18 protein-coding genes are annotated in these 13903 nt (G+C 52.8%); 12 read left to right on the top strand and 6 right to left on the bottom strand.

Annotated elements, in window-relative coordinates:
- Entirely contained in the window at nt 1–309 is a 309-nt protein-coding gene (locus tag HK24_RS12970) for a hypothetical protein (RefSeq protein WP_086634819.1), read from the bottom strand.
- A gap of 21 nt (nt 310–330) precedes the next feature.
- On the opposite strand from HK24_RS12970, the gene HK24_RS12965 reads away from it, so the two are divergent.
- Complete coding sequence (locus HK24_RS12965) at nt 331–540, top strand: hypothetical protein (RefSeq protein WP_143412337.1); 210 nt, start codon at nt 331–333, stop codon at nt 538–540.
- Between the two features lie 2 nt (nt 541–542).
- On the opposite strand, the gene HK24_RS12960 is transcribed toward HK24_RS12965, so the two are convergent.
- The 4 genes from HK24_RS12960 to HK24_RS13530 all read right to left on the bottom strand — a co-directional run bounded on the left by HK24_RS12960 (nt 543) and on the right by HK24_RS13530 (nt 1939).
- On the bottom strand, nt 543–959 hold the full coding sequence (locus HK24_RS12960) for a hypothetical protein (protein WP_086634817.1): 417 nt from the start codon (nt 957–959) through the stop codon (nt 543–545).
- 105 nt (nt 960–1064) lie between these two features.
- Nucleotides 1065–1523, bottom strand: coding sequence for a hypothetical protein (locus tag HK24_RS12955; protein WP_086634816.1), 459 nt, complete (start codon nt 1521–1523; stop codon nt 1065–1067).
- Complete coding sequence (locus tag HK24_RS12950; protein ID WP_086634815.1) at nt 1516–1737, bottom strand: hypothetical protein; 222 nt, start codon at nt 1735–1737, stop codon at nt 1516–1518. The genes HK24_RS12955 and HK24_RS12950 overlap by 8 nt, the downstream gene beginning before the upstream one ends.
- A complete protein-coding gene (locus HK24_RS13530; RefSeq protein WP_143412336.1) occupies nt 1730–1939 on the bottom strand; it encodes a helix-turn-helix transcriptional regulator in 210 nt (69 codons plus the stop codon). Before HK24_RS13530 ends, HK24_RS12950 begins: the two co-directional genes overlap by 8 nt.
- An 11-nt stretch (nt 1940–1950) precedes the next feature.
- On the opposite strand from HK24_RS13530, the gene HK24_RS12940 reads away from it, so the two are divergent.
- From HK24_RS12940 to HK24_RS12905, 9 genes are all read left to right on the top strand, one after another.
- Entirely contained in the window at nt 1951–2733 is a 783-nt protein-coding gene (locus tag HK24_RS12940; RefSeq protein ID WP_086634813.1) for a LexA family transcriptional regulator, read from the top strand.
- 38 nt (nt 2734–2771) lie between these two features.
- Nucleotides 2772–3452: a hypothetical protein gene (locus HK24_RS12935; protein WP_143412335.1), complete on the top strand. Its 681-nt coding sequence runs from the start codon at nt 2772–2774 to the stop codon at nt 3450–3452.
- Between the two features lie 264 nt (nt 3453–3716).
- On the top strand, nt 3717–4505 hold the full coding sequence (locus HK24_RS12930) for a KilA-N domain-containing protein (RefSeq protein WP_158093013.1): 789 nt from the start codon (nt 3717–3719) through the stop codon (nt 4503–4505).
- Nucleotides 4505–4747, top strand: a complete 243-nt coding sequence (locus tag HK24_RS12925) for a hypothetical protein (protein WP_086634810.1) — start codon at nt 4505–4507, stop codon at nt 4745–4747. The genes HK24_RS12930 and HK24_RS12925 overlap by 1 nt, the downstream gene beginning before the upstream one ends.
- Before the next feature lie 54 nt (nt 4748–4801).
- Complete coding sequence (locus HK24_RS12920; RefSeq protein ID WP_143412334.1) at nt 4802–5056, top strand: hypothetical protein; 255 nt, start codon at nt 4802–4804, stop codon at nt 5054–5056.
- The gene (locus tag HK24_RS12915) at nt 5053–5514 is read left to right on the top strand and encodes a siphovirus Gp157 family protein (RefSeq protein WP_086634808.1); all 462 of its coding nucleotides are present in this window, start codon (nt 5053–5055) and stop codon (nt 5512–5514) included. The genes HK24_RS12920 and HK24_RS12915 overlap by 4 nt, the downstream gene beginning before the upstream one ends.
- A gap of 4 nt (nt 5515–5518) precedes the next feature.
- Entirely contained in the window at nt 5519–6385 is an 867-nt protein-coding gene (locus HK24_RS12910) for a recombinase RecT (RefSeq protein WP_086634807.1), read from the top strand.
- Nucleotides 6382–6555 carry a hypothetical protein gene (locus tag HK24_RS13635; protein ID WP_156472205.1) on the top strand — a complete coding sequence of 58 codons (174 nt, stop codon included), beginning with the start codon at nt 6382–6384 and terminating at the stop codon, nt 6553–6555. The genes HK24_RS12910 and HK24_RS13635 overlap by 4 nt, the downstream gene beginning before the upstream one ends.
- 778 nt (nt 6556–7333) lie before the next feature.
- Nucleotides 7334–8056: a tyrosine-type recombinase/integrase gene (locus HK24_RS12905; protein ID WP_158093012.1), complete on the top strand. Its 723-nt coding sequence runs from the start codon at nt 7334–7336 to the stop codon at nt 8054–8056.
- Between the two features lie 74 nt (nt 8057–8130).
- Here HK24_RS12905 and HK24_RS12900 read toward each other — a convergent pair whose 3' ends face one another.
- The gene (locus HK24_RS12900; RefSeq protein WP_086634805.1) at nt 8131–9027 is read right to left on the bottom strand and encodes a LysR family transcriptional regulator; all 897 of its coding nucleotides are present in this window, start codon (nt 9025–9027) and stop codon (nt 8131–8133) included.
- Nucleotides 9028–9315: 288 nt separating this feature from the next.
- Here HK24_RS12900 and HK24_RS12895 point away from each other — a divergent pair, with 288 nt between their 5' ends.
- The gene (locus HK24_RS12895; protein ID WP_143412333.1) at nt 9316–11811 is read left to right on the top strand and encodes a TonB-dependent receptor domain-containing protein; all 2496 of its coding nucleotides are present in this window, start codon (nt 9316–9318) and stop codon (nt 11809–11811) included.
- An 80-nt stretch (nt 11812–11891) separates the two neighbouring features.
- The gene (locus HK24_RS12890) at nt 11892–13808 is read left to right on the top strand and encodes a CocE/NonD family hydrolase (protein ID WP_086634804.1); all 1917 of its coding nucleotides are present in this window, start codon (nt 11892–11894) and stop codon (nt 13806–13808) included.
- Nucleotides 13809–13903: the final 95 nt, after the last annotated feature.

Raw genomic sequence — 13903 nt, 5'->3', positions numbered from 1 at the left:
TCACTGTCTGTATTGCTGTAAATGCAAACATTCGCGGGTCTCCTGGACCATCTCTTTGATCCGGCTCTCAAGGTCAGGGTCGTCTGCCATCAGGACGATGAGGTCATGCATCCGAGGCGCGTTCTTGCCGTAGAGCCAGTTCGTGAAAGCTTTCACCGTCCAGCCGCGTGCTCGTGACACGCGCTTGGCGGCATTTCGAAGTTCCCCGTAGCGCGCCTGTAGAGCGCCGCTGACGGTCTCAATGCACTGTTCGTTCGTCACCATCTGGGCGTGACTTTTGGGGGAAAGATTGAACCGAGAAATTTCCATCAGCGTGCTCCATTCTTCGTCATGTCACTGAGCGAAGAACGGAGAACAGCGATGGAGGACATGCCGCCCCAGACACCACAGCTTGAACAAGACCTGGACGACCCGGTACTGGCTCGCGGCTTGATCGTGCAGGCGCGGATATGGGCAACCCTGCATCGTGGCATGTGCCAGGAGGTCAGGGACCACATCGCGCTTCGCGTTGCTGAGGAGTTAGGGGCGCGCATCGGGTGAGGTCAGCCCCGCACGCCGAGAAGTGGGCGAGGGATGCGATTTCCGAAGATGGCCCGTCCTGCTTCAACCGGGTCTATTCCAGCCTGAATGTCATGGTCGAGTTTTGTCAGAGCATTGAAGGACACATAACCGCCGATCAACAGCGCTGCCGTCTTCTTGGCTTGCACCTTCGCAAGTTTGCGAAGAGCATCCCGAACAGCCTTCTCCTGATGAGCCTTTCGGATTTCCTCGGCAGTCTTCGTCCGCTTTGTCCGAGCAGCATTCGCGCCACGCACGTTCATAGCATCGCGTACAGACCACTCTGAGCAACCGTAGGCACGGCCAATCTCTCTATAAGTCAGGCCATCACGGCGCATTTTGAGGACGTTTTTCGTTTCAGCATCCCAGTTGATGCCAACGCGCTTTCCATGCGCCGTCATCACTTCATCCCCCGAAACGGAGCCATGAAGGCGAGAGACAGCACAACGGCCTGGATCATCACGATGCCCGAGCCGATCACAATGAACGCCTCAATAGTCAGAAAGTCAGGCATCGCCGTTGACTCCCTTCTCGGAAGTATCGGGAGTACCGTTATTGCGGGGATCGGCGGCAACCGAGTCCCCGCTATCACCATCTGCCAACACAGAGGATGAACTGGATGTCTCAATCTCAGTCAGCCATGACGCTAAAACTTCTGTCTTTACGTCGCCAAGGCGAAGGTCCTTCAGAAGGGAAAGCAGAGCTGACGATAGCTTTGACTGCAGATCACGAACGGTTCCCTCTTTCAGGGACTCTGACAGTCCAGGTGTCTGATGAAATCCTGACAGAGGACATGGCGACACGGACCGTTCAACTTCCCGCTGAAGTTTTGCGGACAATAGCGAACGCATATTTTGCGACACAGGGGTCAGGCAAAGGACCGGATCTTTTGTAATAAGCACGCCGTGGAATTCGATTGCAGCACTTTGCAGGCGGTCGAATTCAGGTCCCGATAGCTCAGACATGCGCGGGCTCCTCATTAGAGGTGTCGGGCGCCTGTTGGGTGTTTTCCAGCCACTTACTCAGATCCAGATTGTTCTCGTCGTTGAGCGGCGGCAGCTTTCCATCGCGGATGTACTCAACGAGGATTTCCGAGATAATGAACATGGACAGCCAAGAGCGCGGCAATTTTGAGATGACGAGTTCAATTGCCCAACGGCGCAATTCTTTATCAGACATGCGCGGGCTCCTTCGCGGCGCGCTTGGAATGAATGGCTTCCATCATCCGGTTGATGGTGGTGACGGTCGGGGAAGTCTTCCCGGACTTCCATCGCTGAAACGTGCTTCTCGCCATGCCAGAGAGGGAACACACCTCTCGCATGGTCAGCCCCTCATCAGCGGCGCTTTGCTCAATCTGCTGGGGCGTCGGTAGGTTGTTCATGGAGATATGATATGCGCATTATTGCGCAATTAACAAGCGCAAAAGTGCGCAGGGACGATATTTCCATTGTGTGCGAAAATGCGCATATGACTAAGAAGCCGATCATCTCAGACGTCCGCGATAGGCAGCGTGCTTGGATCGACCAGATCCGTGATAAGTTTGATGAAAGCTATGCAGGCATCGCCCGGAAAAGTGGCGTAGCGCCTTCAACCGTAGTGCGCTTTATGAATGATGAGGCGGCTACTCATAGCTTGTCGGCAACGACCGAAGCCAAAATCGCCGCAGCTTTCAATGTGAAACCTGCTGCAAAGCCTGCCCTTGAGCCGATTTCTGATTTTAACCGCGTACCCGTGATTGGTTATGTTCAAGCGGGCGTTTTCCAGCATGGCTTCTCGCAGGACTACCCAACAGAATTCGTCTCAGTATCACCTGACCATCGATACCCTAGCCTCCCGCGTGTAGCTTTTCGAGTGCGAGGGGATTCCATGGACCTTCTGTATCCAGAGGGAACGATCGTGCTTGCGGTCCGGATCAGCGACTTGGCTAGAGCGCCAAAGACTGGGGAAAAGGTCGTTGTGATCCGTCAGACCAATGGCGACCAGGAAGCAACAATCAAGCAAATCGAGATCAAGGAAGACGGCAAGGTCGTGCTTTGGCCTCGCAGCTCAAATCCTGAATTCTCAGCGGCAATTGTGCTCCCATCGATGGCTGATCTTGTCGAGATGCCAGACAACGGATGCCGTCCAGAATACTGGATCGAGGGTTTGATCATTCAGAGTATTCGGCCGGAATAGAAGAGTTCAACTCAAACAACGCTGGGAATGAAGTTGACATGAAAAAAGGTGCCAATCCAACTATCTTCAACATACCCCCGGCTAAGGAATTTTGGCCACTCCCTACTGGGATGCATGGATCAGATGCTGATTCTAAGCTGCTATTTGAAAGTGTCGGAGAGGCTCTATCAGTCTATGAAGTGCTGGAAGAGGAAATGTCCTACCTTTTTTCAGTATTTGTCGAGAGCTCATCAAGCGCCGCAGAGCGCGCCTATGGTGTCTGCACATCTAGTCGGAAAGATGTCCTGCAAGCCGCTGCTGGGACTTTTTTTACCAGAAAGAACGCTTTTCTCTCAGACATTGATGACTTCAAAGAAATAGGAAACCATCATGTGCAATGTTCAGCAATAAGAAACAATATTGCGCATGGTGTCGGACGAAGATTTTTTAACAAGCAAGAAAAAGAAGTTTTTTCTTTGGTTTCACCTTCATATAACTCAAGAAAAATGAAATATCCGGGGGATGATAGGGTATTTACCTACGATATAGAAAAATATGGTAGTAAATATTATTATGGATCCGAATTCATTAAATCATTCGCAGATAAGACTTATGCTTTCCGGGGAATGGTTCATATGTACGCCATAATGATTACTCAGTCTTATGATCATGATGTTTATAAGAGCGAGAAATTTCCTGAAGTATTTCATAGGCCGTCGACACAGCGGTTGCAGGGCTGACATCGCAATGCACCTCAATGATTGAAGTTATAATTTCCAAGTCTGTCTTTTCCCCACTCGGCGTAGGCTTCCCCTGCATAATTCTAATATAATCTCTTATGTCAGTCATTTTGCGGCCTGTGCGACTTCAAGATTTGGAACAATACACCACCCGGCTCCGGCCGGGTTTCTTTTTTTAATATAGTGCGCATTTTTGCGCTTGCTATGTGCGCACTAATGCGCATAAGTTAATCCCACGCCAGAACGGCGATGGGAGAAACGCTCGTGACACAGCTTACGATCCTTGGAACGAATATCAGGCAGGACGCGAACGGGCGCTACTCGCTCGGCGACTGCTGGCAGCTTTCGGGTAAAGCTGAAAAAAACCGCCCGACGAAGTGGTATGAGGCCGAGAAGACGCAGGAATTTCTGCGCACTCTTGCAGGTGAGGCGGAAAACAGTCTCACCCCTGTAGATGTCGTAAAGTACGGCCCGAACGAAGGGCGCGGCTTTTGGGGCAACAAAGAAGCCGTCATTCACTATGCAATGTGGATCAATCCAGAATTCTGCCTGACCGTCATTCGCGCCTTTGATGCGATGGTGAGTGGAAAGGGTCCGCTTACTGTGCAGACCCTTTCACGTGAGCAGAAGATCAACGAGGCTTTCCTTCTCTCGCAGGACATCATCCGCGAAAAGGACGAAGAGATTGCAGTTCTTCGCCCCAAGGCCGAGGCACTGAGGGTCATCACCGAAGCAGACAGCGACCTTGGCGTTCGTGATGCTGGCCGGGAACTCCAGATTGGCCAGAACCGCGTTGTCGATTTCTGCCTCAAGCACGGATGGGCCTGCCGGGAAGGCGGGAAACTGAAGGCCGCGCATTACGGCCTCACCAAGAAGTACTGCCGGATGTGCGCCGCGCCCTACACGGACCGCTTCACAGGTGAGACCAAGGTGCGTGAAGACTTCCGCCTGACCCGCAAGGGTATCGAGCGCATCGCGTATCATCTCGCCAAGCAACTCACGGCCAACCGCGAGAAGCAGGCACAGATCGCCCGCGAGATGGAGCTGCACTGATGGCGCACCCTGACAACTTCAGCGACGTGGCCTTTGCTGAGCGCTACGAGCGCAAGCCCGATCCGACCAACGAACTGGTGGAAGAGCTTCAGCCAATCGATGCGGGTCTCGCAATCGCTTACCAGCTTCTCGAACAGAAATACTGGGGCAGGCGCCGTGATAACGAATACTGGAAGCAGAAAAAGAAAATAGACGCCGCAGTTACTGCGATGAACGACGTCGAACTCAACTGCTACCGATAATCTAGACTAGGAATTCGAAAAATGCGTGAAGCAGTGAACGGGAGAGGTGCGTCTATGTCATTCGTTCCTCACCCAGATACAGTCCGCAAGATCCGGCAGTTGAACCGGATGGCAGACTACCTCCGTAACCAGCGCAACATCGCCCCAACGCAAGGGCTGCGCGAGCTGTACGAAACGCAGCTCATCGGCAAGCTGGATGAGATCGCAGCCATTGAAAACGGTCCAGCCGTCGCTCGCCTTCGCAAGCTGGCAGAAGCCGTTAAGCCCGGTCTGGCTTTTGTCATGATGGAAGTGGGGCTGCCAGCATGAGCGAGGCTCTCACAAAAGACCTGCGCGACGTGGCGAACGCCGAGTATGCAGGGTTCATCAAGGACGGAGTGCAGGCATACATCGATGCGTTGAAGGCGCTTCGAGTAGCCAATGACCCTGATAGTGCAACGGTTGATCTGATCTATGCAGCCGAGCGGGCTGAAGCCCAATTTAAGGCGCACGTTGGGAGAATGCGGGCTGCGCTGTTCGCAGAAATGCAGGCAACCGGACAGTTCGAAGTCGAGGGAAACGGCGTTGCTGCATCCCTGCGGGCTGGATCGACGACAGGAGAGGTTACGGACGAGAAGGCGCTCAAGGCCGCTCATCCGGATCTGTATCTCCCGCAGCCGGACAAGCTCGACCGTTCGCGTCTCACGAAAATGCTCAAAGCCATCGGCTCAGTGCCGGGCGCGAAACTCAGCACAGGCGCGCCAACGCTCGCCATTCGGAAGGTTTGAAGTCATGAACGCAGTAACGACCATGCAGGGTCATGCGCCTGCAATTCAGATCACCAGCTTCAATGAACTGATGCGCTTTGCTGAGATGGCATCTCAGAGCGGGATGGTGCCGAGCCAGTACAATGGCAAGCCAGGCGCTGTGCTGATTGCTGTGCAGATGGGTTCTGAGCTTGGTCTCGCTCCCATGCAGTCACTTCAGAATATCGCAGTCATCAACGGGCGTCCGAGCGTTTGGGGCGATGCGCTTCTTGGTCTCGTGAAAGCGTCTCCCGTCTGCGACGACGTGATTGAGACAACCGACGGGGAGGGCGACCAGATGACGGCGATCTGCGTTGCCAAGCGTAAGGGCAAGTCACCTGTTGAAGCCCGGTTCAGCGTGCAGGACGCCAAAGATGCGGGCCTGTGGAATAAGCAGGGACCATGGAAGCAGTATTCCCGCCGCATGCTTCAGATGCGAGCCCGTGGTTTTGCTCTCCGTGATGCATTTCCGGATGTGTTGCGCGGTCTGATTACAGCCGAGGAAGCCGCAGACATTCCTCAGGACGAGTTCCGCAACAGCGTCAGCAACCAGCGCCCCGTGGATGTGACACCTCAGAAGCGGGAGCTTCCACGCGAAGAACGTCAGGTAAACCACATCGAGTGGTTCAAGAGCCGCTTGGCAAATTGCTCGGACACGGGCTGCGTTCTCGCGCTCGAAAGCAACTGGGCGAAGACGCAGAAGAAAGCCGCTGAGGCAGGGAAGCCGATCTCTGAAGAGACACTCGACGCGGTGAAAGATCTGATCGCGGATCGTTACGGCGAACTCGTTCAGCAGGAACAGCAGCAGGCCGAAGACAACGCCGCTGTCGATCTTGAGGAGATGCCAGCATGACCCGCGACCTGGACCAGAACATGAGCGCTGCCATCTGGGTGCAGCATATGGCGGAGACGCTGCGGGAACTGTCGCAGGAGAACCGAGACAAACGCTGGGGCAGGGCGCTGGCGACTGACGACGTGCGGATGATGCGCCTCCAAGGGCGCTTTGTCGGGGGTGAGGCGTGATGTCTATGCGCGAAGTCAATATCTCTATTGCTGGGATAAATCTTGGGCTCGCCATCGAAGTCATGCTGCATGGTGATCCAGCTTGGGTTTGGATCATTAACCTACTGGCAGTGCTCACGAATATTGCTTCGTTTCTAGCACAACCCCGAGGTGAGGCATGACCCCGCACCCGTTCCTTGTGTGGGTCGATCACGCTCTGCGCTCGCTGTCCGTGTGGTTCCACGACGGGATCACCGGGCATGGCTGGAGGATGCGGCGTGACTGAACTCCTACCGACCATCTGCGAGGCGCTGGCCCTCGTGTTCCTGCTGCTGATTGTGTCCGGCGCTGAGCCGGGGAGTGTTTGAGATGAGTGAGACGCAAGGCCGTTGGCTCAGGCCAAAGGATGTCGCACAGCATATCGGAAAACCAACCGGGCAAATCCTTACCCTTGTCAAAAAGGGAAAACTACCCGCTCCATCGTATCACTTTGGCCCGAAGTCGCCGCGCTATGACAGGGAAGAGATTGACCGTCTTTTATCTGGCGGGAAAAAAGCAGTGGAAACGGGTATCTTAGACGAGGCGATAAGGAATGAAATCTTCGAAAGAGCGCGTCGTCAAAAAGCGTCTCGCAGACGGAACAGTCAAAGAGTACCGATACCCAGCAATTAAATCCGCAGAACCTGCCCCTACTCAAACAGTAGGGGCTCTTCTGAGGGCTTATGAATACGGTCCGGAGTTCCGGGCACTCGCCAAGCAATCGCAGCGAACATATCTCATCCACATCAGGCATATCGAAGTGCTGGGGAACATTGATATCACCCTCTTAAAACGAAAAAGTGTCCTCAGCATGCGCGATGCTTTGGCCGTTACGAGTGGACCGAGCACGGCAAACATGACCGTGAAGGTGCTTGTCAGCATATTGAATTGGGGCATTGATCGCGAATGGCTTGTCAGCAATCCAGCAGCACGGATCAAAAAGCTCCAGACCGGCCATTTGTTAGCCTGGACGGCAGCGGAGGCAGACTTTGCAGAGGCGCATTTCCCTGAGCATCTTCGTCGTCTGATAGTCTTGGCGCGCTACACTGGGCAGAGGCGTTCAGATTTGGTTGGGCTGCTGTGGAGCGCTTACAATGGCACTTCGATCAAGGTTGCACAGCAGAAGACAAAGACCGTTCTCCTGATCCCAGTTCATCCTAAACTGAAAGTGGAATTAGACGCCTGGAAGCGTGAAGTTCAATCAGTTCATATCCTCACGTCTAAGAGCGGACTTCCGCTGCACGCAGGCACTGCGACGAACACCGTCATGGCTCTCACTCGCGCCTTAGGAATGAGGGAAGGCTTGAATATTCACGGCTTGCGGAAGCTTGCTGCGGCTGAACTGGCAAACGCCGGATGTAGTATGCACGAAATCGCCGCGATAACCGGACATAAATCTCTGTCCATGATCTCGCTTTATACGGCGTCTGCAAGCCAGGAAAATATGGCTATAAGTGCGGTGGAAAAGTGGGGAGAGAACTAGTTTTCGCGGTTTTAAAAACCAACGAAAACTAGAACATAAACCATTGATAAATATGAAGAATATATAACCTAAGGCTAAATCATTGCTTCCAAATCCTGCAGATCTTTGTCGAGCTCGTGCCTTAAAAGGCCGAGAATATCGCGCGAAATATGTGAAAGAGCATAATCCGCGCGATAAAGGACTGTGCATTTGATGCTGAGAGGGGGAGAGAGTGTGCAAGGGCGGGGAAGCCCCGGATGATGAAGGACTGTCAGGGCATCTACGATAGCGCAACCAACGCCTAATCGAACGAGTTCTGCCGCCATGAAATGCGTCCGCACTCGAATGGCTGGGGTTGCAGATATGCCTGCTTCGTCAAGTGCCATATCAAGCAGGTCAGCAGTCGGATCTTTCTCGGACAAGCCGAGATAACGGTTTTGATCAATATCCGTCAGTGCTACGGGGCCTTGATCCTTCTCTTTATCAATCAGGACCAAGGGAATGTCGCCAATGTGCTGGGGCGTCAGGCCTTCTCGTGAGTAGTTGCCAAATACAACGCCAAGATCGAGATCATGGTTGAAAATTCGTGAGACGATCTCTGAGCCATGCAGCGCATCAATCGTGACCTCCGTATCGGGATGATCAGCACAATAACTGCGGACCACACGAGGGATGAGGCTCAGGCCCAGGCTTGGCACGCACCCGATACTGATGGAATGTCCTGCCCGGGCATAGCGCAGGTTATGAGTGAGGCGCCGCAGGTCAGAAAGTTTGCCGAAAATGACATTCACATGAGGAAGCATGATCTGCGCTTCCCGCGTGGGGACAAGTCGACCACCTTTGCGCTCGAATAATGCGAAGCCAAGAGAATGCTCAGCATAACGGAGAACCTTGCTGGCCGCCGGCTGCGAAACATTCAGGACTTCTGCGGCTTTTCGGAGCGATCCCGTCGTCATGATCGCATAGAAGACTTCGATCTGACGTAATCTCACGATGCATACTCTCCTGGGGACAAACGAGTAACGGTATTCACCCACTAACTGGGAAGAGGGTCTTCATATCTCTCTTACAGTCATTTGGAAAATATTGCGCGAGGAAGGCATTTTTTGATCAAAAAAACTTAATGTTCGGATCTCGTCGGTATTTTTCGGTCTTGCGAGGTCTCGATAATGATGACGAGTTAACCTCAGTCTATCACCTACGAAAATAAAGCAATATGGACGCGTAATATATCGGACACGTAACGTAATTTAATCAAAGTCTTTCCCGGAGTGCGGCGGATGTGTGTTGTGAAATCGTCAGGTAAGCTGAGAAGAAGATCTCGTTATCTGTTCACGACGAGCATCCTCAGCATGGCTGTTGCAAGTGTGGTGTCTACGGGAGCGGATGCTGCAACGAAGTCGCACCATCCTACGAAGGCCCGTCCTTCGTCGCCGCGAGCTGTATCCCAGGCTGCTTCAAAACCTCAGCGACATCATAAGGTTGAAGGTGCTGATCCGGAATCGATTTCGGTTAGTGTGTCCCGTGTACGGAGTCACGGGCCTGAAGTTGCTGTCACGCGTAAAGTCATGGACAGGTTTGTTGAAGGCACAAACCCCATGCAGATCCTCGCGATGACTACGCCAGGTGCGAATTTCACGTCGACCGACGCCTTTGGTCTCGATACCTATGGCAACACGTTCTATGTGCGCGGATTTACCCAGATGCAGATCGGCGCAACGCTTGATGGCATACCATTGGGGACGCAAGGTTTCGCCAATAATAACGGTGTCTCAATCACACAGGCGATGATCCAGGATGATGTTGGCGGCATGACAATGTCGCAAGGCGCCGGGGCACTTGACTCATTTTCTGCTCAGAACCTTGGCGGCGCCATGACGTACATGTCTTCTGATCCGAAGGACAAGGCGGGCGGCAAGATCAGCCAGACGTTTGGTAGTTACAATGCTTACCGAACATATGTTCGCGCAGACAGTGGTATTCTGAACTCTACGGGCACAAAATTCTATGCCTCTTTTGCGCGCACTGACACGGACATGTGGAAAGGGGCAGGGGGGCAAAGCGAATTACAGGCTGATGCCAAGATTGTTCAGCCTGTGGGCGAGCATGGAAAGCTCACTGGGTTCTTCGGTTATGGCAATTTCCAGCAGATGAATTATCTGACGCTCACTAAAAACATGTGGCGGCAGATGGGACGCGATACGACCTATCTGAAGCCGGACTACGAGAAGGCCAAACAGTGGGCCTATTACGCTCAGTACACGTCGGATGTTCCTCCAGGTTATGAGGGGAAACTGTCCAATGATGAGATTGGTGATTATGCTTGGGACGCCTCCCAGGTGCAGAGAACCTATCTTTCGGCCGTGACGGGTCATTTCGATCTCTCCGAAAAAATTCACTCGGACACGGTTGCTTATGGAAATGTCAGCAGTGGTCTGTATGGAGGAACCAATAACTTTGTGACATCGCCGAGCTATGGCACGCCCTCGTTGCAGGCGGACGGGTCGGTCACGGGGGTTCCCATGGCGCTGGGCATGTCACATGCCGATATGCGACGACTGGGGTTCACGCAGAAGTTCTCGTATGAAGCCCCGCATGACAACTATATTGAAAGTGGCGTCTGGTATGAAAATAGCCGCTGGATATATGATTCCATGCTCTATGAAGACGGTCTGACAACTGGTCATAATCCGCTGTCCGGGTTCAAAAAAGGGACCGGCAGCACATGGTATAATGACGCCTATAATACCAACACGTTTCAGTTCTTCCTCCAGGATCGCTGGAAGATCATGCCTGGCATGACGCTGCTTGCCGGTTTCAAGTCACTGACACAAACGACCCATGGCGGTACAAAAAACGATTATACAGATCAACTCGCTGCTGAAGGGTGGAACACGTATTATCGTCATGCAGCAAGTGGTACGCTGACAGCGTCAGGTGCATTCCTGCCTCATTTCAATTTTGATTATCATTTCCTCGATCATCATGAAATTTACTGGGATATCGCCGAAAACCTGCGTGCCTACGACTACTATTCACAGACGTCCAGCGCGACGCCGTGGGGTGGTCTGGGCAATTCGTCTCAGTCTGCTCAATCCGTGTTCGATGCGAATAAAAAGGTCATCAAGCCTGAGAGAACCTGGAATTATATCGTGGGATATCGATATGATTCCCGCTTTTTCTCGGGGAGTGCAGATTTTTACCATACCGATTACTATAATCGACTGGCGTCTATCACAGAGGGTAGCACTGCGACCGCACACAGCGCTTATCTGAACGTTGGACGGGAGACCATAAATGGTGCTGACGCAGTCGCCACGATCCGCCCGTTTCGTGGGCTGGAAATTACGAACAGCTTTAGCTGGAACGACGCAGAGTATCAGACGTCTTCAATTAATTATAGCGGTCGCACATATAGCCTGAAGGGTAAGCATCAGGTCTATTATCCAAAATTCATGTATAAGGCGAATTTGAATTATACATGGCATCGGGCAATGTTTAACTTCAACGTTAATTACGTTGGTGCGCGTCCGATGACCTACCTCAACGACCAGTATGTTCCGTCTTATTGGCAGGCAAATCTTAATCTGGCTTATAATTTCGGCAAAGTTGGCTTTGCACAGAATTTAAAAGCCACCTTCGGTATCACCAACCTGTTTGATACTAACTACATCGGCGGAATTTACGGGGCGGCATCAGTCTCAGGCGACAATAACGCCAATCTCTTCGTCGCAGCGCCGCGTCAATATTTCGGCACAGTCTCTGCTGAGTTTTGACGTGACATGATGGTGCGGTGCAATTATGTGTAATATACATCCCGGTTGCACCGTGCGCGCCCTTTATTCCTGGAACGATTATGAAAAACATTCTCATGGTGTCGGCCTGTGTGCTGGCTTTCTCGCAGCCTGCTCTGGCCCAGCAGGCTGACGGCTCGGTCTATACGGACATGCCGGCTGAATTTCATATTTCCGATGCCAGTTTCGATTATACGCGTCGAGACGTCATGATTCCGATGCGGGACGGCGTGAAGCTACACACTGTTATTCTCGTTCCAAAAGGTGCGCAGAATGCTGGAATGCTGATGACGCGTACCCCTTACAATGCTGCGCATATGGCATCTCTCGGCTCAAGCAATCATCTGGCGTCGATCTTGCCCGGTTATGACAACATGCCGGATGTCATAACCGAGGGGGGATATATTCGGGTTCTTCAAGACATTCGTGGAAAATACGGTTCTGAAGGGGCTTTTGTCATGAACCGCCCGATGCGGGGCCCACTGAATGGCACGGACGTCGATGAGAGTACCGATACCTGGGATACTATCGAATGGCTGACACATAACGTTCCGCAGAGTAATGGGAAGGTCGGCATTCTCGGTGTGTCTTACGACGGATATACGGCTATCACTGCGCTATTCCATCCTCATCCGGCATTAAAGGTGTCTGTGCCGATGAATCCGATGGTTGATGGCTGGATGGGCGACGACTGGTTCCATAACGGTGCGTTTCGTGAAGAAATGCTGCCCTACATTTACGACCAGGGAGCTACTCGGAAAAACACTGTCGAATGGTGGAACAGCGCTTATGATTCATACACGCTCTTCCTGAGCGGTGTTTCCGCTGGGGCTGTTGGTAAGTCACGCGGTATGGATCAAATTGGCTTTTTCAAGCAGATTTTGGCTCATCCCGCGTATGATTCATGGTGGCAGTTGCAGGCCCTAGACCGACTTCTGCCTAAAGAAGGTCTGAAGGTTCCGACGATGCTGGTTCACAGCCTCTGGGATCAGGAAGACAACTATGGCGCCATCGCGATGTACGACGCGTTGCGTAAGAACTCCGATGCACGATCCAATCTTTGGCTGGCAATGGGCCCGTGGAATCACGGGGGCGAAATTCATGCCGCCAGTACGCTAGGGGCAGTGGATCTTCATTCCGATACCGGGCTGTACTTTCGGAAACATGTCCTGAGTCCGTTTCTTGCGCATTATCTCAAGGATGGAACAGTCCCGTTACCCGCGCGCGTGACGGCTTATCGGTCAGGCGAGAACGAGTGGGAGACTATGGATGCTCTTCCTTCGCCAGATTGTGACAGCCGATGCTCGATCCTGCGTTTCCAGCCTGATCATGGGCTGAGCTTTGGCAAGCCTCCGGTTAATGCGGGGCAACTGAGCTATGTTTCTGATCCTGAACATCCGGTGTCCTATGTTTCCCGTCCTGTCATCTCAAAAGGGCAGGCAGGCTCCGAGTGGCGCTGGTGGCTTGCGACGGATCAACGTAACGCTGCTGCGCGGCCCGATGTTCTGTCTCTGACGTCTGACGTTCTGACGAAGCCATTCACTGTAACGGGTGAGCCGTTGATGCATCTGACTGCCGCCACGACAGGCACAGACGGCGATTTTGTTGTGAAGCTGATTGACGTGTACCCAGATGAAGTGGCTCAACAGCCTGCCATGGGTGGTTACCAGCTCATGGTTTCTGGAAATATTCTTCGCGGGCGGTATCGGAAAAGTTTTGAGCACCCCGAAGCGATCCCTGCGAATGTGAAGCAGGTTTATCCAGTGCGCTTGCCGATGGTCAATCATACGTTTCTACCGGGACACCGGATTATGATACAGGTCCAGTCGAGTTGGTTTCCGCTGTATGATCGAAACCCTCAGACTTACGTAGAAAATATCATGCTTGCGCCCAAGGAGGCTTATAAGCCTGCGACGATTTCGGTGGATGTCGCGGGGAGCTGGTTGGAGCTTCATGGTGGCACAAAACCAGCATTGTGAATGACTGGACGTGTCACGGTTTAGCTCGTGTTGACAAAAGACCTAATCCAGAGCCTTGCTGCGGCGATGTTGAGGAAACTCATGAAGGACAAGGC

Origin of the sequence: Gluconobacter sp. DsW_058 (genome assembly GCF_002153615.1) — a bacterium.
Lineage (GTDB): Bacteria > Pseudomonadota > Alphaproteobacteria > Acetobacterales > Acetobacteraceae > Gluconobacter > Gluconobacter cerinus.
This window is presented reverse-complemented; position numbering and strand designations above follow the sequence as displayed.